The organism is Chryseobacterium sp. CBo1 (assembly GCF_001693475.1).
Taxonomy (GTDB): domain Bacteria; phylum Bacteroidota; class Bacteroidia; order Flavobacteriales; family Weeksellaceae; genus Chryseobacterium; species Chryseobacterium formosense.
The window spans coordinates 62,036-80,941 of sequence record NZ_MAUH01000001.1 but is presented as its reverse complement, the minus strand read 5'-3'; the positions used below and the strand labels follow the sequence as shown (position 1 = coordinate 80,941).

Sequence of the window (18,906 nt, the reverse complement as noted above, 5' to 3'; positions counted from 1 at the left end):
TTTAAGAATACATCAGCCCTTAAAAGCTTATCTAATTTTTAATATTTGTTTGAAACGATTTTCTAAATGAAATAATAGTTGTTGCCGAAATAATCAAGCTTAAAACATACACTTGAATTTCTGGTACTGCAATGCACAAGAAGAAAATAAATAATGCAGTTGCAACATTACATAGATTGGCAATCCTCTGGATCATTTTTAATGTGCTGTTGGAATTAATGTAATTGATTGAAAAAATCAATAGCATTGAAAGCCCACCGGAATGATACCACATCAGTTCTTCATCAAATTGAAACGTATCAAAAAATGGATAAACGAAATGCAGAACAGCAAAGGCAAACAATAGCCAATTGCATATTTTATATAATTTGATCATTATTGAAATATTTAAACCTTATTAATAAAAAACCTGTTGCATAAAGCAAGAATGGAATGGCCATGCTGATAGTAAAAGCAGCGATCATATATCGGTTCCCAATCCATATTAAATAGCCATTGGAAAATATGGTCAATAACAATATAAAACGATTGCTCACCAATGTCTTGAATTGTTTTACCGAAAAGTATAAATTAATAGCGCCGATGAAAATTAGTCCAAGACTAAACATGGCATTAAAGCCTATCCACAGGTTCCAGAAGTTTCCGGTTTTATCCATTTTTATATGAGTTGATTGCAGGGCATCCAGTAGGCTCGCATCTTCAGGATGAAGATCCGTTGAGTAAAATGTGCCGTGTAAATGCAGCAAGCCAAAAAACAGTAAAACTGCTGAAGCGGTTATTAGGATTATTCTAGCCAAATTATTTTTCATATCAAAATATTCAATTTGTTACGGAATTAATTTCCTTTCAATTCTTACTGTTTTCAATGCGTTGGGGCACTTTTAAATGAAACAACAAGCCTGTTCCAGGCATTGATGGTAATGACAACCATAACGATTTGTACCGTCTGCTTTTGCCCAAAAAATAATTCTGTTTTGCGATACAAATCATCACTCAAGCCTTTTTCGTTTATCAAGGTTATTTCTTCGGTAACTGCAAGTAACAATTGTTCTTCTTCTGAAAAGGAATTGGTATTATTTCTCCAATTACTAATCAAATCAATGCGCTCTGGCATTTCTCCAAATTCTAAGGCGTGTCTGGAGTGCATATCTATACAGTAGGTACAGCCGTTAATTTGCGAGGCCCGGATTTTTATCAAATATTGATTAGTTTTTGAAACCGAAACGGTATCTAAGTATTGTTCCAACTTCAACAAAACATTAATTGCGGATGGCTCAATGTTCTCAATTATTAATCTTTGTGACATAATGCTCATTTTTCCATGTACAAAAAACAAACAATTGAAGTTTCTGGCATAGTAAAAAACGGACAAAATACCGGAGAGGATTAATCAATAGCTATTAATTATATTAGTATTACTAAAATTCTAATTAGCGTTTTAGATTTTTTTGGTTATTAGGTTTTGTTGGCATTTTGTGACTTCCCGCTACTAAATTTTTATCCTTCTAATACTTCACATCGATGCCCCATTTTATGCAATTGCTCTGAAATTTCGAGGTTGCTGAAATTAAAACCGCATACCCTAAGAATTTTATCGCAGTCTTCCAGATCAAAATTTACTTCTAAATCAGGATATTTTGACAATATCACTTCAATTATGCTTTTTGCCTCGGCTGCTTCAATCACATTTGTTCTAAAAATTTCAATCATTAATTTTAAAGCTTCAATAGATGTTTTTTTATCGCAATTTTAATTACCAATTCGCTTCTCTGTGGTTTATACTCAACCAACTCAATTAAAATTCTATTTTCGACACAAATCTGTAAGAAAAAATAATTATACAATAGTACAAAACGGACACATTGGAGTTCGGATGAAATTAAGTATAAGAAAGACCTGTTTTCGAGATTTCTCAAAACTTACCTAGCACTAAGAAATAAACTTATCTCAGTTTAGTTTTTGCAAATAATTTAATTGTTTAGTGCAGGAATACAGCAAATTTAGGCTGTGGCTGTCCCTATCAATAAATCTATACAAGTTTACAACCTACAATCGCTTTACTAGAATAATGTCCATTGAATGACACTATATCAACCTAATAATTCTCAAATGCTTTGCCGGGAGTAACACCGTAAAAGCTCTTGAACTCTTTTATAAAGTGCGATTGATCATAATAACCCGCATCGAAAAAAAGCTTGTTTTCCCGAAGGCTCTGGGTGGATGGTTTAGCGTTGAGGATATTCTGAAAACGAACTACTTTACTGAATGTTTTGGCAGTATCGCCTACATAAAATTCAAAAAGTCTTCTTAATTGTCTTGCACTGATCCCAGTGTTCAGTCCATTTTGGACATCAAGGGTTCCACAGTTCTTTAATATGATATCAATAGCTTCATATAATCGATTATCACCGTCAAAGGTTACTTTGGAAAAAAGTTTGACGAAGTAGCTATCGAGAATGGCAACAACTTCGTCTATGTTTTGATTTTCATTAATATTGTGCGCAATAAACCGGGATATATAAGGAATTATCAACTGGAGTTCTACAAGCCTGTTGCTCACTTCCAAAGCATTTAATCGGAATATTTGGGGAAACATTGTAGGCAGAAAGCGGATACCAATCTTATTGAAGCTACCGATTAGAGGAAACTCATTGTACGTGTTGCAAAAGCCCATTACATAGCTGTCTTCAGGATCGTCAAGGCTGAAAACAATATCTATGCAACCATCAGCAACCACACGATAACTGTATTCAGAAAAAAGAGGTTTTGTTGTTCTAAGCTGCCAATAACAATAGATGTAAGGTTGTAAACTTATATGGGGCAGAAATTCGTTGTACATCACATCTCCATCCGATTGCTTTACAGCCGGCTGAATGGGTTTATAAAGTTTTCTTATTTCTGCTGCAATCTTCAATTTACATCTTGAGCTATTAACGAGTTGTAAATTTACGCAAAAAATTTAATTGGGTAATGAATTAATCCTTAGTAGCAAATAATAGAATTGTTATAAATAGAATTTATTAATCAGTCTGCCTTATGCGATCTTTACTTCTCGTCTTGCTCGTCCATTTTCTTTACCAGTGCTTCACATAGGCTGTTAAGAAATTTCGTTCGGTTTATCTTACGGGCTTCCAATTCCATAAACGTGTGGTAAAAATCGCCTAACTCAATATTAAAAGCATCTTCAAAAGTTTTGGCAATCAATTTTATGTCTGTATTCCCATTGTTAAATACACCGTGGGCGTACAATGCATAAATAAGCTCTATGAGTGCTGTTTTGCTTCCTGTCCAATTGAGTGAAGAATTGTCAGAAATCTTGGTATGATTACTATTTAACTGGTCTTCAAGATAAACTTGTATGAGATCATTGGCAATTATTTTAGCAACTTTATAATCGTGTGAAGTAGAAAAACGGTGGTCTGCTTCAAAATAAAAGGTGTCCAGCCACAATCTTATATCGTGTTTTCCCCGCACAAAAAATTTATCGTTAAGAAAGGAGTTATTACTCCGGTAATATTTGTAGAAATCAATATTGTTATCGAACAATTTTTTGAGTTTAAATAATTCTTTGTTCAGGAATTTTTTTATTTGCTTATCTCCATAGGGCTTCTTTGCTTCTATCTTATAGACAGAATTATAGTATATCAATTTGGCAACAATGATTGGTTTTTGATATTTGAAAAAATGGATTTCATCATCCGTATTCTTAAATCCTTTTGCTAAGACAAACTGTTTTAATTCTAATAAACTTTTTATAATTAAGTCAATAACTGTTTCTATACGCTGTATTGAGTAGTCTGTCTCAATCTCCAAATCTTGGATTGCCGTTTCAAGTTTACACAGTATTTCATTATAAAATTTAGTCATTTTAAAATCTTGAAGTCTTAATTATTAAGTGGAAAAGTCAGTACTTTTTCCATTTAGTCATTAAGTAGTTTTTTTAATCTGATCTTATTGTACTGTTGCAATAATATTGGACAGAAATTATACAATATGTTGGCAATTAATATTAATATACCGAATTTAATATGACCGCTGACGAAACAATATAATGTAGTAAGAAGAAAAAAGGTGAGGCAGATCCAATGATATCTTTCGTACATCGCAATGGTTTTTGTGTAGGTCCGAAAATATTTTTTTCCTTTAATGACTGTCGCCTTAGTGCTGTTCAATGAATTGACGGCATCGCCGTTTTGAACAAATTTCCGGATATATTTTATACCAATACGCTCGTAAAAATTTCTTTGAGAGCTGAATGCCAATAAGTTAAAAACACTCTCGGGCAATACACCTATAATTATTGATAATCCCATAAACAAATAAAAATATAGGTTGTTGATACCCTCTTGGAACCAAAACCAAAAGATGGGAGCAATACAAAGTATCGACCAAAAAAAATTGATTGCCTGATTTAGTATTTCACGTTTGTGTATCGCCATCACTAAAATTTATCCTGGTTGTGCAGTTTCTCTTATCTCAACACTTGTGTTCTCTCCGTTCAGGATCGGGCATTTCTTAGCGATCTTTATTGCTTCATTCATGTTATCAGCTAGTATAATTAAGTATCCTGCCACAGAAATATCGTCCGCAATATGCGGTTTCTCAATAATTTCGCCATTGGGCTTTAATACCCTTCCTTCTTTTGAGAAATGATTTCCACCGTCGGCAAGTTGGCCGTTTTCTGAAATTTTATTTATCCATACCGTCCATTGCTGCATGTAAATTTTCATTTGCTCTTTAGTTGGTTGTACTTTCTCATTGGTTATGTCCATTCGGAACAATAAAACAAATTCTTTCATATTATTGATTTTTTAATGATATTGATTTTTTATTAAGCCATTTGGTTAACACAATTCCCATAAATGTCATTTTCATTAACCAGTCGCCAGCATGGACAGCGCCTAACTGCCATTGCATGTGATCCCATAAAATTGCTCCCGCCATTCCAACAGCATGAAAGGAAATCCACAATAGAAAAACCAGCTTTAATGTGTCTTTATATTGTGATAAATTCAATAGCAGAATTAATTTCGCCAGCACATATGCAACAATCAATTCTCTTAAGGGAGCAAACGCCATCGTCCATCTGGGTATTTCGGGGTTTGGTGGGTTTCGGTATGTCTCCCATATTTCGCCGAAAACCATCGGGCTGTACCAAATTCCACTGAGAACAAATGCTATCAGTCCCGTTGCGATTATTGTCCAATAATTGTGTTGTGTGAGTTTTTCCATTGCATTGCGTTTTGTAAATGCAAAAATGCTTAGTCTTACACATATTGCTATTGACATAGGTCAAAATCGTTCTATTTTGATTTAAGCCTACTTAAAGTTTCTTCCCGGATATCCAGATAAGACGCCAATATCTTGTTGGATACCTGTTGAACTAAGGCAGGATTTTCATTCAAAATAATTTCATATCGTTGCTTCGCTGTTAGGGTTACCCTTTGCTCAATTTTCCTGTTTTGAAACGAATAAGCCATTTCCAAAATCCGCTGATAAAAATTTCTCCAATTATCCATTTGGCTATTCAGACGATAAAAATCCGCATGACTGATTGCTAAAAGCTCGGTATCTTCAAGCGCTTCTATCATTTCTATGGAGGGCTTTTGAGAAATGAAACTTGTTAAAGCTGTTCCAATATGATTATCGAGCATAATGTATCTTGTCTTTTCATGCCCGTTTTTATCTACAAAAAATATACGTACACAACCGGTTTTCACAAAGTAAAATTCTTTGCAAATGCTTCCCTCATGCAATAAAACATCATTTTTGCTGACGCATTTTCGCTTAAAACAACTTAATATTCTAACCAGCTGGTTTTCGTCAAAGTCGGAAAACATTTTGAGCACTGATTGTAACTTCTCTGACATTTCTCTTTGTTATAAGATGGTTAACATGATGGATGTCATTGGCCTTTTGTAGCGCTTTTCGTTGTCGGTTCATAGTAAAGCATTACGGCTCCATTGCCGAATATTTTTGTTTTATTGAGTTTAAAAACAGTTCTGTCTATGTCTTCAAACAACGGCAAACCGCCTCCTGCCACCATAGGGTGTATACAGAGCTGGTACTGGTCAATCAAATCAAGTTTCATCAGTTGTAATATCAGGCTTCGGCTACCAATAAGGATGTCTTTCCCCGTTTGCTGTTTAAGCTTTAATATCTCTTTTTCTATATTTTGATCCGCCAACCTTGCACTTTTCCAGTCTACGCTTTCGAGGGTTCTGGAAAAAACAATTTTTGGGATATTATCTATAACCGCGGCAAAGTCGTCCATTGATTTTTCGCCGGAGGGTTTTTCAACTAAAGTCCGCCAAAATTCCATAAGCTGATACGTTACCCTACCAAACAGAATAGCATCCGCATGGCGCAGTAAATCTGTGTAATGTTGATGTATTTCATCATCAGGAATTCCTGCGGTATGGTCGCAAACACCGTCTAGTGTCGTATTGATTGTTGCAATTACTTTTCTCATCGTATTTTATTTACATGTTTTTCATTTATTTTGCTGTGTTTCACTTTCGAAATCAGATTTCTTTTCTTAAAATGGCAAATCCCAAAGTACCGATGAGTTATCGTTTTATTGCTTCCGACAGAGAGCCAACGAAATTGATCTGTCGGCCTTTGTTGCTTTCATAAATGAAGTCCGTTAAACTTTGGGTTTCACATTTTGAAAAATCACCTATAATGATTAAAGGCATTCGGTACTGAGCAAATTTTTGGAGTATCTCACCTGCAAGTTTAGTTTTTAAATCAAAAAAATCGAGCGTAATGTTTTTTTCATGAATAAGAATCTTATCAAATCCCTGATAGTAAAGATCGCCCAATAGATCCAATCCGTCTTTGACAGATCTTAAAATAATTTCGTCAGAAATAATTTCAGCTATTTTTAAACTGTTGGTATGGTGTGTTTCAATTGTCATTGTCAGATCAATTTTTTAAATGGTTCGTATCTGTACCGCTTACTAAGCTATATCGATTAACTCAACAATTTGATCCTCAGAAAATTTGAATATGGATCTTCCGCTTAAATCAATTTGCTCGCCTTTTTTTAATCCGTTGGGAAGATCAGAAGCTAAAGTTGCAATGTAATCTATTTCAATTTCGGTGGTATCGCCCTTATGCTTGAAAGATTTTATGGTTTGCAGCCGGCTTTCAAAATAGGATTTTGCCTGGTCAGCTTGTTTTCTAAACGCTTCAATCCCGTTTAACACCATCGTAACCTCATCATTATTGATGTTTTTAAAAATGATAGCTTCGTTAAAATCCCGGACCATCTTGTCAATGTCGAATGCATTATAGCCGTCAACATAATTTTTTATAATTTCTTCACGTTTTGTCATTGTTCGGTCTTAAATTAATTTGCCAGAAAACCTCATAAATCTTTTTCTAACAGTACATTGTTTTCCATCGTTCCTACTATTCTGAAACCTAGTTTTTCGGCGAATTTTAATGCGTTTATATTTTCAGCGGTTGTATTCGCTACGACTTTGTTTATTGCATATTCCCGCTGTGCATAGGGGATCAATAAGAGAAAGGCTGTTGCCATCAAACCTTTTCCCCAATAGTCGGGAAGCAGGGAGCCGCCGATTTCAATTTCGTTCCTCAGTTTGTCCCAATGGTGCAATGCGCAATCTCCAATGATTTTTTCTGGGTTTACGGTGGTGCGTATTGTGAAAATATCATTGCATTGTGAAATGATATTTTCAGTAAACTCGAAAGCTGCTCTGCTGTTCTCCTTTGATTCGACTTTTTCACTTTCCTGCCCGTCTTTTTGGAAATACAAACTGTGAAATGCAATAGCATCTTTTTCAGTTAGCCGTTTTAATAGTAGCTTTTGGTTGCTTATATCAGTAAATTCAATGGCCATGCAAGCGTATATTTAGTTATTTAGTCCATTTTTATCTGATCTAACTAAGGCGCCTAGTTTTTCGGGTGCGACTTCGCAGAACGCCGTTGTCAAAACTTCAACGAAAAGCTCCCAACTTACCATTTCGAGCTCTATTATAGTCCAGCCCTGCTTGCCCCACTTGTTTTTAACCGGATAAATGGCAGATTTATCTGCGGAAGAAAAAATATCCTGATCTATTTCTGATAACTTGACGGTAACTCTTTTTAGCTTATCATCATACGTTGCAAATATTTTTTTCTTCACCCTGAAAGAAGTCTTTTCGAAGTGGGGCTCTTCCGTCGTTTCGGGAAAGGAAAGTGCCAGTTTCAGCAATTTTTCAACTGTTACCATAACTAATTATTTTTTTACCGGGGTCAAATGGCTCAGTACACACAACCATTCGTCACCGTCTTTTTTGTACACATCTGTAATCCATTCATCAGCTTCCATTGGTTCTCCTTGCCAGGTTCCGGTATTTTGCCCCCGGCCAGTTACCAGTGCTACACCTCCGTACATTTTTACCCGCAACACTTCTTTGCTCATCGCCCAATGGGATAGCAACCCTTGTTTCAGAACTTCAAAAAACCGCTCTTGTGGTATAATTCCACCTTGACTGTCTACCAACACCCAATCGGATGTGATACATTTTTTTATTTCTGCGATGTCATTTGTGACAACCGCCCGGTTGAAGTTGTCTTCAATGTGTTGAAATTCCTTAATTAGATCTATTTCATTCATATTTCAATCTTTTATTAGGATAAGGGAAAGCCCGATGTTATCAGGACTTTCCCTAACTGTTTTTTGCTTACATTATTTTTCCAAATTGTTTTCAGCAAAATATTTCATTGCTTTCTGCAAGAACAGCGCAAATTCAGGTTGCGGATTTCCGTCTGTAACATTAGCTAAATAGCGCTCGTCATTTACTAAAAGATCACCAAGCCCCGCATAAGCACAAGCTTTTTGATCTGGCACAACTGAATTGCCCCAAAATTTGCTAATTATCCCATAATGCCTTGCAATCTGTTGCTGTACGATGTCCGATTCCGGACAGTCGTTTCTCAGTGCAAATAGTTCGCTGAAAACGTTTTCCATTTCCTTTTGAAGCGCTTCAACACCCGACTTACCAAGCTTCATCAGCTCTTTTTCAGATTGTTCAACGGTTTGTGCGCCGTACTTGTTAATTGCTTCTTTCCTGAAGGCCGTTCCAACTTCTTTGGGAAAACCTTTATACAATTCTTCTGGATCTTTCATCATTTCTCCTTTTTTAAGATTATTAATAGTGATGTCGATCGTTCTCAATAAGTCAGAAATTCTTCTTTTGCGGTTGAGCAGTGCCGACTTGTGCTGCATCAGCGCTTTAACCAGATCGTAGTCAGGCTCGTCCATCATTTCTACAATATCCTTGAGTGGAAAGTCCAGTTCACGGAAAAACAGAATTTGCTGCAAGCGCAATAACTCGTCATTTCCATAAAGCCTGTACTTCTTCTCGGTTCTTACTGATGGACGGAGCAAGCCGATTTGATCATAATAATGAAGTGTGCGTACGCTCACACCCGATATTTCCGCCAATTTTTTAACTGTAAGAGTTTTCATTCTTTCTTATTATTTATCGACTGTACAAAGGTATGATATGACGTAACGTTAGGGTCAAATGTTTTTTGAAATTATTTTTAAATTTAATTATAAACAACTGAAAATTAGATAAATAATCTTTACATCTGTCGCTAAGCACATACTTTTGGTATCGTTGGTCGCAGCAATTTTCTCATTAAATGTCAAGAATTTTCTAAGATATCTTTCGTTGTTTGCTCACCAAGTTGCTGGGCTAATCCAATCAGAAGCCCTTCTGTTCCTCTTATATAACATAGCCGATAGACGTTCTGGTAGTTTACCACTTCTCCAACGAGTTCAGCACCGAGTTTCAAAAGTCTGGATAACAGTTCATCAATATTGTTGACCCTGAACATAATACGGAGATAGCCAAGTGAATTAACTGGTGCTGTCCTGTGGTCTGAAACTGTTGCAGGAGTAAGAAATTTTGAAAGTTCTAGGCGACTGTGGCCATCGGGTGTCACCATCATCGCAATTTCCACAGATTGATTTCCAAGCCCAGTTACACGGCCAGCCCATTCATCTTCAACTATCATACGCCCTTCCAGTGTAAGCCCTATTTCTGTAAAAAAACCAATTGCTTTATCAAGATTTTCTACAACGATACCAACGTTGTTCATTTCTAATAATTTACTCTTCATCCTATTTTTATTTTAAATTTTAAGATTGCTGTTAACAGTATACTATTTTTGTTAACCCACCTCCTGTCTAAATAAGACCGCAATTCTTCTTGTTGCGAAATTCGAAATAGCTTGGTGAATTAATGTTTCATGGTTTTCCTGTGGTAAAAAAATCAATGTGATATTTTCATCCATTTTTTGATATCTTTTAATCAGACTTGGTAATCCGTCTTCAATTTTATTGATTTTTTTGTCTTTTGGCTCCCATTTTTAATCGATTAGCAAGGAATTGAAACTGCCACCCTTCTCATGTCAAATTTATTTATAATCACTCCTGGGGCTGCCCAATCAATCGTAGGAGGCAAAACAGATTTAGCTTGATCCGCATTCTCAAATAGAATAAATCCAAAACCTTCGTCATTGACCGGATCTACCCAATACCCCGCGATAAAACCCGGTGCACTTTTAACCTTGGGTAATATACTATTCGTGAAAGTGGTTGCTGCTTCTGAAGCAAATTGAGGGTTTATTGTTAATTGAATTAGAATTGCATACATTGATTTTAATTTAAGTTTTTTTATGTTATTATTCAGTAGGCTTATTTATAATCACTAACATTCCTTAGTTTCCGAATAAACATGTTGTTTAAGTAAAAAAAGGCTTCCATTTAGGTTTAATCCTATTTAGTTAAAATCATGGGTAAAAAAGTCTAAATGAATTGAAAACCGCCTGATGCATTATTGTTGCGTGGTTTTCCAGTGGCAAATAATCAAAGTAAACGTTCACGTTCCTGTTTTTCAGGTTTTTGATTTTATCAGCTAGAACATTTGCATCTACTTCCATTACCCGGGGAATTTTAGTGGGAGCCAAACCTTCTTTTCCAACTCCGATATAAATATCTTTGTGTTCAAAACGAGCAAGAGGTTGGTTTAATAACGACCCATTATCCCACCACAAACTGGGGCTGACGATGATATACTTGTTAAAAAGTTCCGGTTTTTTAAACAGGATTTCAGTTGCCAAAAGCCCGCCTAACGATTGCCCGATAATGGTTTTTGAAGAACTGGTCATATACTTTTCCTGTATATACGGTTGCAGCTCTTTTTCAATGAACGATATAAATCTGTTGGAATGCCCTGAGGTGGGATTTGCACTTTTATCTTCAGTTACATTTGTAGGGAATGTGAAATCCCTTCTCCTGTCCACCGTTGCGATACCAACTACTATTGATTTTGGAGCTTGCTTAACCCATTCAAAACTATTGAACTGCACAAGCCCCACGATATGGATAAAATCCTCATCTGCCGAACCGTCAAGTAAATAAATGACAGGGTAACGTATCGTGTCTTTCGGGTTGTAGCCTTCCGGCAGATAGATATTCAACACCCTTTTTTCATTCAGTTCTTTTGAATAGATTTCATTGATAATTCCAAGTACAAAGGGTTTTGTGTTTTCGGTTCCCTTTGTCTGTCCATATAAAACAGTTGTAGCTAAAGAGATGATGAAAATTAAAATATATCTGTTCATCTATTTTGTTTTTTGTTTTCTTCAAACTCCATTATCTGCTTTTTCGTTGCAAGTCCTCTCCAACTTAATTCAAGAATTTCTTCTAGAAGTTTTCTGTCGTAATTATGCAACCACATACAGATGTAAGGATAATCCTTAAAATGGTCTGGCAAATGGAATATTTCAGGATGGCTATCCAGATACTTATCCCTTATTTCAAAGCCAAGACGTATAGGAATAAATTCTCCGCCATCGTGCAGGCGGCACATTAATTTCCCACGAACCTTTACAGATGGTGTTCCTTCGTGGGAAATACTTTCTTCTGTGCCGGGAAGTGTCAAAGCAATATTTTTTACTGTTTCAAAGTCGGCATAATTGAAATCGACTGATTTGCTTTTCATTGTAATAAAACTCGTTATGAATTGTTAGTTTGTTTGTGTGCTTACTGACCAATAATTTCCTGCAAAGTCGTAAAAAGAACCTCTAGTATCAGGGTCGTTGGGCTTATTTACTGGTCTTTCAATGATTTGGAGACCTTGTTCAACCGCTCTGTCGAACGTTTCAAGTACATCAGGAACGTAAAGATGTAACATAGACTTATTTGCTGGGTAATCTTCCGTACTATCGCTTAACATGATTATGGTATCATCTATCAGTAATTCGCAATGCGCAATTTTTCCATTTTCATGGTCGAAACGTCTTAACTCTTTTGCGTTGAAAATTGCTTTTAAAAGGTCAACCAATTTCTTTGCATTCTCAATGATAAGATAAGGCGAAAGTGAATTGTAATTTTGAGGTTTATATGTTTTCATTTTTTATTGGATTAATTGATGAATATTTTTGTTTTTTATTTAAATTGAGGTGTTTTACCTTTCTTTTATTTCTTTAAATTTGTTGATATCCAAATAAATAATTCCCCAAAGGTGACCGTCTAAATCTTCAAGCGTTCTCACTTGCATATCGCCTTCATCCCGTTTGGACAAAGATTCTTTACCGGCGGCATTTAAGCCTTTTTCAACAATTTCATTCATCTTTACTATACTTTCCACGGGAAGTGTAAAGGTTGCTGTCGAATTGCCTGTAATATCTAGAGGTTTTTTGTTACCTAAAGTGAAAAATTTCTTTGTCTGCAACATCAAATAAATGTGTTCGCCCCAAAGTACGCACCTTTGGTTAGCGCCCGTAAACAAAGGATAGTCAGTAAACCCCAACTGCTTATAGAAATTCGCCGACTGATCTATATTGTCGACTGGTAGGTTAATAAAAATCTTTTCCATTGTAGTTTAATTTATATGATAGGATGTTTGCTTATCTATTTCAGATTTCTGCATAAGTTTTTATATTTCTTTGGGGCTATCTTCCTTCCAGCAAATAAAAAACTTCATCGTTGTTTTCGAGATAATGTGGTCACGGACCTTCTGAGTTCGGCTCAGGCCGCCATTTGGAAATGCTGTATTTTTTGGAAGTTTCATTGTCGTCAGCCTTAAAAATTGAGTTCATAGCTCCACAATTGTAAGTTAGACCTTCTCCGGAAGCAAGTATCAGGGTATCGGTATTGTTTTTTGATTTGTCCATCCGTCTAAGTATAAATTATAAAATTATCACAACTATCTTTTGGTCGGGTTATCATATGGCAAGAAATTCTCTGGTTCAATCAATCTGGGAACAATTCTTCCTTGGATGCTTTGTAGACATCCAGAATATTGTTCTCATGATTAATCGTTTTTTCAAATTTCAGGCCGAGTTTTTCAATCAGCTTTATGGATGAGTTATTATCCGGCAAGCTGATCGCCAGAATAATTTCAAGCCCATTGCTATTTACCAAAGCCTGCAAAACAGCTTTGGTTGCCTCAAACGCATAGCCCTTATGAAAGAACTGGGGTAGGAAGGCAAAACCTACATCTTTAGATGGTAAATAGTCTCGCTTGATAATGGTCACCAGACCGATTGGCAATCCTTCTTTTTTTAACTTTACCGTCCAATAGGTGATATGCGGATTACTATTTACTTTTTGGATGTACTCCCTTGCATCTTTTTCTGAATGAATGTTACGGTCACCAATATTCTTGATCCATCCATCAGTATTTAAAAGCTCAACAATAAATGATGCGTCTTTTTCCAATAATGGTGTAATCTTAAGTCTTTCTGTATCTATTGTCATTCTGCCTTTGAATTTTCAGTTAGAGAATTTTTGAAAATTAATCCAGAAAATTACCTAGCTCCTTTAGGATCAATAAATGCATCAAATTCCATTTTCAATGTTATGGGACTGGACTTAATTAGATATTCTTTCTCTTTCTCCTTTCGGAATTAATCACTTTTTCTATGGAACCTATTTCGTCACTGTCTTTATAAGAATTATACCAAGATTCACCTTCTGGGTCTATTGAAAGGTCACCTAAGAGAAACTTGATCAGCGTTCCGCTTTTCGTTCCCGTTAGATGAAATTCATACGTTACACTGTCCTTCGGAACCTTTTTGTCCCAACTGATATCCGATAATGAAATAACCAATTTTGTATTCGGAACAAATGTTATGACTTCACCTTCAAGGTAAACGATGTCATTATCATTGATCCAATAAATTTTACTTCCTAATGCAATGGTTTTTTCATCTTCGGCTTTTGCAGGTACAAGCATCCAATCTTTAAAATATTCAGGATTTGTGATTACTTCCCAAATTTCATGTTGTGTTGCTTCTATTATCTTTTCTTTGCTGACTACAAGGGGCTTATTCATTTTTGGATATTTAAGATGTTAGAAATTTTTGTTAACTGTTTAATGTGTCTTTGAGTATGCACAACATAAAAATGTATCCATTCAAACCGTGTCATGTACCCGAATGTTGGAAATTCAAAATCCAAGCATAGCACTCTAAGATCGTTTCGGCTTGAGAAGCTTATAATACTTTCACTTATTGTCTGGATATTTAAAATCAAATCTTCCTTTTCAATATATCCATCTGATGGATAAATAGCATCCGAATTTTCTGCGATTAGCTTTATATTGAAATTCAAAAAAAGCTCACTTAGTAGTTTGGAGTTCTCGTCATACGGTCTATCGGCAAACCCCGTCCAGCCTTTGAAAATTTCCCATGAACCATACGATTTTAAAAGATGATCACCGACCTGACCTGCTGTCCAACTGTTTGAAAAAGGAATTTTATTTAGCTGTTCAGTACTAAAAGCTTCTAACATTTCCGTTAATTCCTTGATCGTTTGTTGGAACTTGGTGGTGGTTGCTTCCATTTAATATTAATATTTGAAATGAAGTTTAAGTATCAGGTTTAAAAAGGTTTAGCAGTCTTACAATTCGTCAAGTCAATTTTGTAATACAGAATTAAACCTGACGAATACACTACTACAGTGAATATGACCTAATGGGACAAATTTTACTTGACTGTAATGGATCCATTTGGATTTAATGATTTATCCTGTTTTTTTGAACCATTGGCTACGTTGAAAATAAAGTCCTTGGCGTCGTACTTTCCAACAACCTTGCTAAGGTCTACGTTGATATCAAATTGTTTTTCTAAGCCACAGTCTTCTTGAGATTTGTTATTGAGCACAAGATTGATCTGCCCGGGGTTGGAAAACATTATAGATCCGTCCCACACGACATGGAAATCGTCTTGATTGCAACCACCTTTAACTTTAATGGTTAGCATGTTACCATTTCTCTTAATGTCTTCAATATTGAAATCTCCATCATTTCTTTTCTCTACCAGTTCCGCATATTTTTCGGCACTCCTCAGCAGATTGTTTTCAAGAACTGTTTCCGGATTGTTGTCGGATTTTTCACATGAAGTAATAGCAAAGCAAAAAAGTAATGCGAAGGCTACATAAATTAAATTTGTTTTCATTTTTTAAGTTTTTAAGTAATTAAAATTTTTAGATAATACGAGTGCGACATTAAAAACGCTACATAAAATCCAATAATATTTACCATCTACTTTAATTTAGATAGTAAATTTAAGTATTTTTATAATACCGACAATAGTATTGGCAAAAAAATCTATTCCGATTATTTAAATTTTGCTTCCTGAGGTAATACACCATAAGAATTGAGACCGTATCTTTCGGTTAAACAATAAATAGCATAACTTTGCAATATGGGGAAATTTCGTAGCATAGAAACATTGGTAATTGATAGCAATATCCTGTGCTGTAATTTTGTAAATACGGTAAGCTCCTGGAAATCAGAGTATAATTATGACTATCTTAACAATTACAATGATTTTATTGATTGGTGTTTTAAATTAGGAATTTTTCATTCTCAACGTCTCCAGATATTAAGGGAATTGGAAAGTGTACATCCCCAAGAGGCTTTGGCTGCGCTTAACCGTATTAGAGAAATACGTAGGATTTTACAGGGACTTATTTCTGCGGTTGCCCAAAGAAATGATGATAAAAAACTATTGTTTTTGCCCGAAGCAAATCTTTTGGTGGTTGATGCATTATCGAGACAGCGGTTGCAGTATGATGGAAATAAATTCTTTATGGATCAGATAGATACTTCCAATGACTTTTTGTTTCCTGTTTGGAAAGTCTTAAATTCATTGGTTCATCTGCTAACCGATCACAACTTAAAGCGAATAAAGGAATGCCCAACATGCGGGTGGGTCTTTTTGGATGAAACGAGAAATGCAAGCCGCAAATGGTGCAACCCAAAATATTGTGGAACATCGGACAAAATGAAACGCTATAATAAAAGAAAAAGTAGCAAATCATCTGAAAACAAAGATCAAAGCTAAAGATGGTTTTTACTTGCTAACTTAAATTTAATAGTAAATCAACAAAGCCATAAAAATCGTTAAAGATCGGCAACGATGATATTTCCTTTATATTGAAAATGTATATTGGGCGGTTGTAGCATTACTATTGTACCAAATGCTGTAAGTTCGGGTCATTCTTGATACGCTCCAGTTCACTTGTAACAATATTCAGGATGTCTAATTTTATCTGTTTGTAATTACTTTCAATTTCCTGCTTCATCCTATCCTCGCCGTGTTCATTTACAAAAGATAAGATTTGTGGTATCTTTTGATAAGCCTTGGTTTCGGCAGCTACCTTTTCGTTATCTACTACTATTTCAGCGTGAAATATCTTTTGCTCGATACGTTCCTCAAAATTATCCGATACAGAACCTACAAACATACCCTGTGTCAATGTTGAAATCTTTGAAGCCGGAATAAGGCTATCTAATTGGGTGGAAACAGAAGTTGACGTATCATTTCTGTTGATAGATATGCTCTGACGTTTCTGCAATACTTTCCCGAAACGTTCCGAAAGGCTTTTTGCTGTTTCTCCAACCACCTGACCACTGAAAATATTACCAACGGTATTCTGAATAACTTTAGCTTCTTTGTCACCGTAATCCCGTATCAATTGAGAGAAATCCTGAAAACCCAAACAAACTGCAACTTTATTACTTCTTGCAGTTGCAATAAGGTTATCCAGCCCTCTGAAATAGATTGTAGGTAACTCATCTATAATAACGGAACTTTTTAATTGCCCTTTCTTATTTATCAATTTTACAATCCTAGAATTGTACAAACCCAAAGCTGCGGAATAAATATTCTGCCTGTCGGGATTATTGCCTACGCACAAAATTTTCGGTTCTTTCGGATTATTGATGTCGAGCGTAAAATCATCGCCTGTCATTACCCAGTACAATTGTGGGCTAATCATTCGTGATAGTGGAATTTTTGCCGATGCTATTTGTCCTTGTAATTGGTCTTGTGCACCGCTTTGCCACGCATCCATAAAGGGTGATAGGTAGTTTTCTAAATCGGGATATGAGGTTAAAATCGTGAACACATCCGAGTACTTTTTGTTCAGTAATTCAATAGCGTGTGGGAATGTACAATATTTACCGTCCTCATAGATTTTCAGATACCAAATTATGGCTGCAAATAAAATAATTGGGCTTTCTACGAAAAAATCGCCTTGCTTCTGTATCCACGACCTGTTGAGGTTCAACATTATGGTATAAGCCGCTTCGTAAGCATCCGAAATGTCCGTCATAAAATCAGGATTGAGTGGGTTGCAACGGTGGCTCTTACGTGGGTCGTCGAAGTTTATCACGTAAAATTTCGGCTGAACTTTATATTTATCCCTGTGCTTCAGCAAATGATTGTAGGCGATAGTCGAAAGGTCGTCAAACTTGAAATCGTAGATGTACATACTAAAGCCTTTTTCTATCTGCTGCTTGATGTAGTTATTTACGATGGCATAAGATTTACCGGAACCCGGAGTACCCAACACGATTGATGCCCTGAAAGGATTTACAATGTTTATCCAACCGTTGTTCCATTTGCCTTTGTAGTAAAATTTGGTGGGCAGGTTAACGGAATATTCATTTTCCATCAGCTTTGTTTCCTGTTGAAAGCTCTCGTTCTCGTTGTTGAAAACATCGTCCATTAAGTTGGTACGAAGCAAGCGGCTCATCCATACGCCCGCCATCAGCAAAGCAATATAACCTAACGAGATAGTAAGGATATACAGAAATGTGCCTATTACCGGAGATAGCTTTAACAACGGCGTGTTCAGAAAGAACAGCACAAAACCAACGCCCAAAGCCACGTAGATTTTAGCCCAGGTTATCTTCTCATTCTTTACGCCTTTCGTTCCCAAACAACTCAAAGCAAGCAAAACCAAAGCGAACGCCTTGGTATAAAGGGTATGTGAAAACAAGCCCGCCGTCCGGTCGAAATTGCCTAATATCTTGTTGATTATTTCCAACGTCCAACCACGTTCTAAAAAGAACCCGTAGCAGAACCAATAAAGGTGCATCAGCACCAAAAGAATACTGACTGCCCGCATAAAAGCCATTATTTTGGCTAAACCTCTTAAATCGTCTTCTCCCTGCATTCTTTTTTAGTTTTAATGTTCGGGCGTGAATTTAAAGGCTCTACACAGCGGCTATAAGAATGTGGCAGTCAATGGCGGTGCGTGGCAGTGTTTGGCGAAGTGATAAGAGTTGTAGCTTCTATGATCCTTTTGTATCGTAACATTTATGAAGCATCCAAATAAAAAATACTTTTAGTTGCTCTTCTGTTTTCTGTCCGTCAGCAACATTTTTTGTCCTGCTGAATTGGTGGACAAGGAACACTTCCGTAACTACAATAAACACAACAGTCTCCTTGTTTTGGTTTAAGAACTTGTTTGCATTTTTCACATTCGTAGAAATATTGGCAAGCGTCTGTCGGCATTGTTTCTTCTTTCTTGTGTCCGCAGTTGGGGCAAGTAATTGTTGATTGCAATATGATTTCCATTTGGTT

32 protein-coding genes are annotated in these 18,906 nt (G+C 35.9%); 1 reads left to right on the top strand and 31 read right to left on the bottom strand.

Annotation, left to right across the window (positions count from 1 at the left end; all coding sequences use genetic code 11):
* Positions 1–31 precede the first annotated feature (31 nt).
* The 29 genes from BA768_RS00465 to BA768_RS00335 all read right to left on the bottom strand — a co-directional run bounded on the left by BA768_RS00465 (position 32) and on the right by BA768_RS00335 (position 15,486).
* The gene (locus tag BA768_RS00465) at positions 32–376 is read right to left on the bottom strand and encodes a hypothetical protein (protein ID WP_065719277.1); all 345 of its coding nucleotides are present in this window, start codon (positions 374–376) and stop codon (positions 32–34) included.
* Positions 360–809, bottom strand: coding sequence for an LIC_13387 family protein (locus tag BA768_RS00460; protein ID WP_065719276.1), 450 nt, complete (start codon positions 807–809; stop codon positions 360–362). Before BA768_RS00460 ends, BA768_RS00465 begins: the two co-directional genes overlap by 17 nt.
* 53 nt (positions 810–862) lie before the next feature.
* Positions 863–1,306: a carboxymuconolactone decarboxylase family protein gene (locus BA768_RS00455; protein WP_065719275.1), complete on the bottom strand. Its 444-nt coding sequence runs from the start codon at positions 1,304–1,306 to the stop codon at positions 863–865.
* Between the two features lie 191 nt (positions 1,307–1,497).
* The gene (locus tag BA768_RS00450; RefSeq protein ID WP_065719274.1) at positions 1,498–1,710 is read right to left on the bottom strand and encodes a hypothetical protein; all 213 of its coding nucleotides are present in this window, start codon (positions 1,708–1,710) and stop codon (positions 1,498–1,500) included.
* A 385-nt stretch (positions 1,711–2,095) separates the two neighbouring features.
* Positions 2,096–2,914: a helix-turn-helix domain-containing protein gene (locus BA768_RS00445; protein WP_065719273.1), complete on the bottom strand. Its 819-nt coding sequence runs from the start codon at positions 2,912–2,914 to the stop codon at positions 2,096–2,098.
* Between the two features lie 131 nt (positions 2,915–3,045).
* Positions 3,046–3,867, bottom strand: coding sequence for an RteC domain-containing protein (locus BA768_RS00440; RefSeq protein ID WP_065719272.1), 822 nt, complete (start codon positions 3,865–3,867; stop codon positions 3,046–3,048).
* Between the two features lie 53 nt (positions 3,868–3,920).
* A complete protein-coding gene (locus BA768_RS21705) occupies positions 3,921–4,313 on the bottom strand; it encodes a hypothetical protein (protein WP_410493488.1) in 393 nt (130 codons plus the stop codon).
* A 135-nt stretch (positions 4,314–4,448) separates the two neighbouring features.
* On the bottom strand, positions 4,449–4,772 hold the full coding sequence (locus BA768_RS00430; RefSeq protein WP_083206543.1) for a YciI family protein: 324 nt from the start codon (positions 4,770–4,772) through the stop codon (positions 4,449–4,451).
* A gap of 28 nt (positions 4,773–4,800) precedes the next feature.
* A complete protein-coding gene (locus tag BA768_RS00425; protein WP_065719269.1) occupies positions 4,801–5,232 on the bottom strand; it encodes a DUF1761 domain-containing protein in 432 nt (143 codons plus the stop codon).
* A 71-nt stretch (positions 5,233–5,303) separates the two neighbouring features.
* Complete coding sequence (locus BA768_RS00420; RefSeq protein WP_065719268.1) at positions 5,304–5,870, bottom strand: Crp/Fnr family transcriptional regulator; 567 nt, start codon at positions 5,868–5,870, stop codon at positions 5,304–5,306.
* A gap of 35 nt (positions 5,871–5,905) precedes the next feature.
* Positions 5,906–6,472, bottom strand: a complete 567-nt coding sequence (locus BA768_RS00415; RefSeq protein WP_065719267.1) for a dihydrofolate reductase family protein — start codon at positions 6,470–6,472, stop codon at positions 5,906–5,908.
* A 97-nt stretch (positions 6,473–6,569) separates the two neighbouring features.
* The gene (locus tag BA768_RS00410) at positions 6,570–6,920 is read right to left on the bottom strand and encodes a DUF4180 domain-containing protein (RefSeq protein WP_065719266.1); all 351 of its coding nucleotides are present in this window, start codon (positions 6,918–6,920) and stop codon (positions 6,570–6,572) included.
* A gap of 42 nt (positions 6,921–6,962) precedes the next feature.
* The gene (locus tag BA768_RS00405; protein WP_065719265.1) at positions 6,963–7,340 is read right to left on the bottom strand and encodes a nuclear transport factor 2 family protein; all 378 of its coding nucleotides are present in this window, start codon (positions 7,338–7,340) and stop codon (positions 6,963–6,965) included.
* Between the two features lie 32 nt (positions 7,341–7,372).
* Positions 7,373–7,867 carry a GNAT family N-acetyltransferase gene (locus tag BA768_RS00400; RefSeq protein WP_065719264.1) on the bottom strand — a complete coding sequence of 165 codons (495 nt, stop codon included), beginning with the start codon at positions 7,865–7,867 and terminating at the stop codon, positions 7,373–7,375.
* Positions 7,868–7,879: 12 nt separating this feature from the next.
* Entirely contained in the window at positions 7,880–8,239 is a 360-nt protein-coding gene (locus BA768_RS00395) for an MmcQ/YjbR family DNA-binding protein (RefSeq protein WP_065719263.1), read from the bottom strand.
* 6 nt (positions 8,240–8,245) lie between these two features.
* Positions 8,246–8,626, bottom strand: a complete 381-nt coding sequence (locus BA768_RS00390) for a nuclear transport factor 2 family protein (RefSeq protein WP_065719262.1) — start codon at positions 8,624–8,626, stop codon at positions 8,246–8,248.
* A 72-nt stretch (positions 8,627–8,698) separates the two neighbouring features.
* Positions 8,699–9,481, bottom strand: coding sequence for a MerR family transcriptional regulator (locus BA768_RS00385; RefSeq protein ID WP_065719261.1), 783 nt, complete (start codon positions 9,479–9,481; stop codon positions 8,699–8,701).
* A 182-nt stretch (positions 9,482–9,663) separates the two neighbouring features.
* Complete coding sequence (locus BA768_RS00380; RefSeq protein WP_065719260.1) at positions 9,664–10,140, bottom strand: VOC family protein; 477 nt, start codon at positions 10,138–10,140, stop codon at positions 9,664–9,666.
* A gap of 51 nt (positions 10,141–10,191) precedes the next feature.
* Complete coding sequence (locus BA768_RS21585; RefSeq protein WP_262484162.1) at positions 10,192–10,314, bottom strand: hypothetical protein; 123 nt, start codon at positions 10,312–10,314, stop codon at positions 10,192–10,194.
* Between the two features lie 83 nt (positions 10,315–10,397).
* Positions 10,398–10,676, bottom strand: coding sequence for a hypothetical protein (locus tag BA768_RS00375; RefSeq protein WP_065719259.1), 279 nt, complete (start codon positions 10,674–10,676; stop codon positions 10,398–10,400).
* 136 nt (positions 10,677–10,812) lie between these two features.
* Positions 10,813–11,646 carry an alpha/beta hydrolase gene (locus BA768_RS00370; RefSeq protein ID WP_065719258.1) on the bottom strand — a complete coding sequence of 278 codons (834 nt, stop codon included), beginning with the start codon at positions 11,644–11,646 and terminating at the stop codon, positions 10,813–10,815.
* Positions 11,643–12,026 (bottom strand): MmcQ/YjbR family DNA-binding protein, encoded by a 384-nt coding sequence (locus tag BA768_RS00365; protein WP_065719257.1) that lies wholly within the window; start codon positions 12,024–12,026, stop codon positions 11,643–11,645. The genes BA768_RS00370 and BA768_RS00365 overlap by 4 nt, the downstream gene beginning before the upstream one ends.
* Positions 12,027–12,050: 24 nt before the next feature.
* Entirely contained in the window at positions 12,051–12,437 is a 387-nt protein-coding gene (locus tag BA768_RS00360; protein WP_065719256.1) for a VOC family protein, read from the bottom strand.
* 54 nt (positions 12,438–12,491) lie between these two features.
* Positions 12,492–12,902 (bottom strand): VOC family protein, encoded by a 411-nt coding sequence (locus BA768_RS00355; protein WP_065719255.1) that lies wholly within the window; start codon positions 12,900–12,902, stop codon positions 12,492–12,494.
* Between the two features lie 130 nt (positions 12,903–13,032).
* Positions 13,033–13,200 (bottom strand): hypothetical protein, encoded by a 168-nt coding sequence (locus BA768_RS21165; protein ID WP_165601757.1) that lies wholly within the window; start codon positions 13,198–13,200, stop codon positions 13,033–13,035.
* Positions 13,201–13,279: 79 nt separating this feature from the next.
* Positions 13,280–13,786: a GNAT family N-acetyltransferase gene (locus BA768_RS00350; protein WP_083206539.1), complete on the bottom strand. Its 507-nt coding sequence runs from the start codon at positions 13,784–13,786 to the stop codon at positions 13,280–13,282.
* A gap of 118 nt (positions 13,787–13,904) precedes the next feature.
* A complete protein-coding gene (locus BA768_RS00345; RefSeq protein WP_065719254.1) occupies positions 13,905–14,363 on the bottom strand; it encodes an SRPBCC domain-containing protein in 459 nt (152 codons plus the stop codon).
* Positions 14,360–14,872, bottom strand: a complete 513-nt coding sequence (locus tag BA768_RS00340) for a DinB family protein (RefSeq protein WP_065719253.1) — start codon at positions 14,870–14,872, stop codon at positions 14,360–14,362. Before BA768_RS00340 ends, BA768_RS00345 begins: the two co-directional genes overlap by 4 nt.
* A 143-nt stretch (positions 14,873–15,015) precedes the next feature.
* Positions 15,016–15,486 (bottom strand): hypothetical protein, encoded by a 471-nt coding sequence (locus tag BA768_RS00335; RefSeq protein ID WP_065719252.1) that lies wholly within the window; start codon positions 15,484–15,486, stop codon positions 15,016–15,018.
* Between the two features lie 249 nt (positions 15,487–15,735).
* Between BA768_RS00335 and BA768_RS00330 the strand changes: the two genes are divergently transcribed.
* Positions 15,736–16,377, top strand: coding sequence for a CGNR zinc finger domain-containing protein (locus tag BA768_RS00330; protein WP_065719251.1), 642 nt, complete (start codon positions 15,736–15,738; stop codon positions 16,375–16,377).
* Between the two features lie 124 nt (positions 16,378–16,501).
* Here the strand turns inward: BA768_RS00330 and mobC are convergent, their stop codons facing one another.
* Positions 16,502–18,496, bottom strand: coding sequence for a conjugal transfer protein MobC (mobC, locus tag BA768_RS00325; RefSeq protein ID WP_065719250.1), 1,995 nt, complete (start codon positions 18,494–18,496; stop codon positions 16,502–16,504).
* Positions 18,497–18,693: 197 nt separating this feature from the next.
* A complete protein-coding gene (locus BA768_RS20815) occupies positions 18,694–18,900 on the bottom strand; it encodes a GDCCVxC domain-containing (seleno)protein (RefSeq protein ID WP_002996045.1) in 207 nt (68 codons plus the stop codon).
* Positions 18,901–18,906: the final 6 nt, after the last annotated feature.

Bases quoted from the DNA above. Each gene is read 5' to 3' on its own strand.
- BA768_RS00465 (WP_065719277.1), bottom strand. From the start codon at position 376: ATGATCAAATTATATAAAATATGCAATTGGCTATTGTTTGCCTTTGCT.
- BA768_RS00460 (WP_065719276.1), bottom strand. From the start codon at position 809: ATGAAAAATAATTTGGCTAGAATAATCCTAATAACCGCTTCAGCAGTT.
- BA768_RS00455 (WP_065719275.1), bottom strand. From the start codon at position 1,306: ATGTCACAAAGATTAATAATTGAGAACATTGAGCCATCCGCAATTAAT.
- BA768_RS00450 (WP_065719274.1), bottom strand. From the start codon at position 1,710: ATGATTGAAATTTTTAGAACAAATGTGATTGAAGCAGCCGAGGCAAAA.
- BA768_RS00440 (WP_065719272.1), bottom strand. From the start codon at position 3,867: ATGACTAAATTTTATAATGAAATACTGTGTAAACTTGAAACGGCAATC.
- BA768_RS21705 (WP_410493488.1), bottom strand. From the start codon at position 4,313: ATGGGATTATCAATAATTATAGGTGTATTGCCCGAGAGTGTTTTTAAC.
- BA768_RS00430 (WP_083206543.1), bottom strand. From the start codon at position 4,772: ATGGACATAACCAATGAGAAAGTACAACCAACTAAAGAGCAAATGAAA.
- BA768_RS00425 (WP_065719269.1), bottom strand. From the start codon at position 5,232: ATGGAAAAACTCACACAACACAATTATTGGACAATAATCGCAACGGGA.
- BA768_RS00420 (WP_065719268.1), bottom strand. From the start codon at position 5,870: ATGTCAGAGAAGTTACAATCAGTGCTCAAAATGTTTTCCGACTTTGAC.
- BA768_RS00415 (WP_065719267.1), bottom strand. From the start codon at position 6,472: ATGAGAAAAGTAATTGCAACAATCAATACGACACTAGACGGTGTTTGC.
- BA768_RS00410 (WP_065719266.1), bottom strand. From the start codon at position 6,920: ATGACAATTGAAACACACCATACCAACAGTTTAAAAATAGCTGAAATT.
- BA768_RS00405 (WP_065719265.1), bottom strand. From the start codon at position 7,340: ATGACAAAACGTGAAGAAATTATAAAAAATTATGTTGACGGCTATAAT.
- BA768_RS00400 (WP_065719264.1), bottom strand. From the start codon at position 7,867: ATGGCCATTGAATTTACTGATATAAGCAACCAAAAGCTACTATTAAAA.
- BA768_RS00395 (WP_065719263.1), bottom strand. From the start codon at position 8,239: ATGGTAACAGTTGAAAAATTGCTGAAACTGGCACTTTCCTTTCCCGAA.
- BA768_RS00390 (WP_065719262.1), bottom strand. From the start codon at position 8,626: ATGAATGAAATAGATCTAATTAAGGAATTTCAACACATTGAAGACAAC.
- BA768_RS00385 (WP_065719261.1), bottom strand. From the start codon at position 9,481: ATGAAAACTCTTACAGTTAAAAAATTGGCGGAAATATCGGGTGTGAGC.
- BA768_RS00380 (WP_065719260.1), bottom strand. From the start codon at position 10,140: ATGAAGAGTAAATTATTAGAAATGAACAACGTTGGTATCGTTGTAGAA.
- BA768_RS21585 (WP_262484162.1), bottom strand. From the start codon at position 10,314: ATGGATGAAAATATCACATTGATTTTTTTACCACAGGAAAACCATGAA.
- BA768_RS00375 (WP_065719259.1), bottom strand. From the start codon at position 10,676: ATGTATGCAATTCTAATTCAATTAACAATAAACCCTCAATTTGCTTCA.
- BA768_RS00370 (WP_065719258.1), bottom strand. From the start codon at position 11,646: ATGAACAGATATATTTTAATTTTCATCATCTCTTTAGCTACAACTGTT.
- BA768_RS00365 (WP_065719257.1), bottom strand. From the start codon at position 12,026: ATGAAAAGCAAATCAGTCGATTTCAATTATGCCGACTTTGAAACAGTA.
- BA768_RS00360 (WP_065719256.1), bottom strand. From the start codon at position 12,437: ATGAAAACATATAAACCTCAAAATTACAATTCACTTTCGCCTTATCTT.
- BA768_RS00355 (WP_065719255.1), bottom strand. From the start codon at position 12,902: ATGGAAAAGATTTTTATTAACCTACCAGTCGACAATATAGATCAGTCG.
- BA768_RS21165 (WP_165601757.1), bottom strand. From the start codon at position 13,200: ATGGACAAATCAAAAAACAATACCGATACCCTGATACTTGCTTCCGGA.
- BA768_RS00350 (WP_083206539.1), bottom strand. From the start codon at position 13,786: ATGACAATAGATACAGAAAGACTTAAGATTACACCATTATTGGAAAAA.
- BA768_RS00345 (WP_065719254.1), bottom strand. From the start codon at position 14,363: ATGAATAAGCCCCTTGTAGTCAGCAAAGAAAAGATAATAGAAGCAACA.
- BA768_RS00340 (WP_065719253.1), bottom strand. From the start codon at position 14,872: ATGGAAGCAACCACCACCAAGTTCCAACAAACGATCAAGGAATTAACG.
- BA768_RS00335 (WP_065719252.1), bottom strand. From the start codon at position 15,486: ATGAAAACAAATTTAATTTATGTAGCCTTCGCATTACTTTTTTGCTTT.
- BA768_RS00330 (WP_065719251.1), top strand. From the start codon at position 15,736: ATGGGGAAATTTCGTAGCATAGAAACATTGGTAATTGATAGCAATATC.
- mobC (WP_065719250.1), bottom strand. From the start codon at position 18,496: ATGCAGGGAGAAGACGATTTAAGAGGTTTAGCCAAAATAATGGCTTTT.
- BA768_RS20815 (WP_002996045.1), bottom strand. From the start codon at position 18,900: ATGGAAATCATATTGCAATCAACAATTACTTGCCCCAACTGCGGACAC.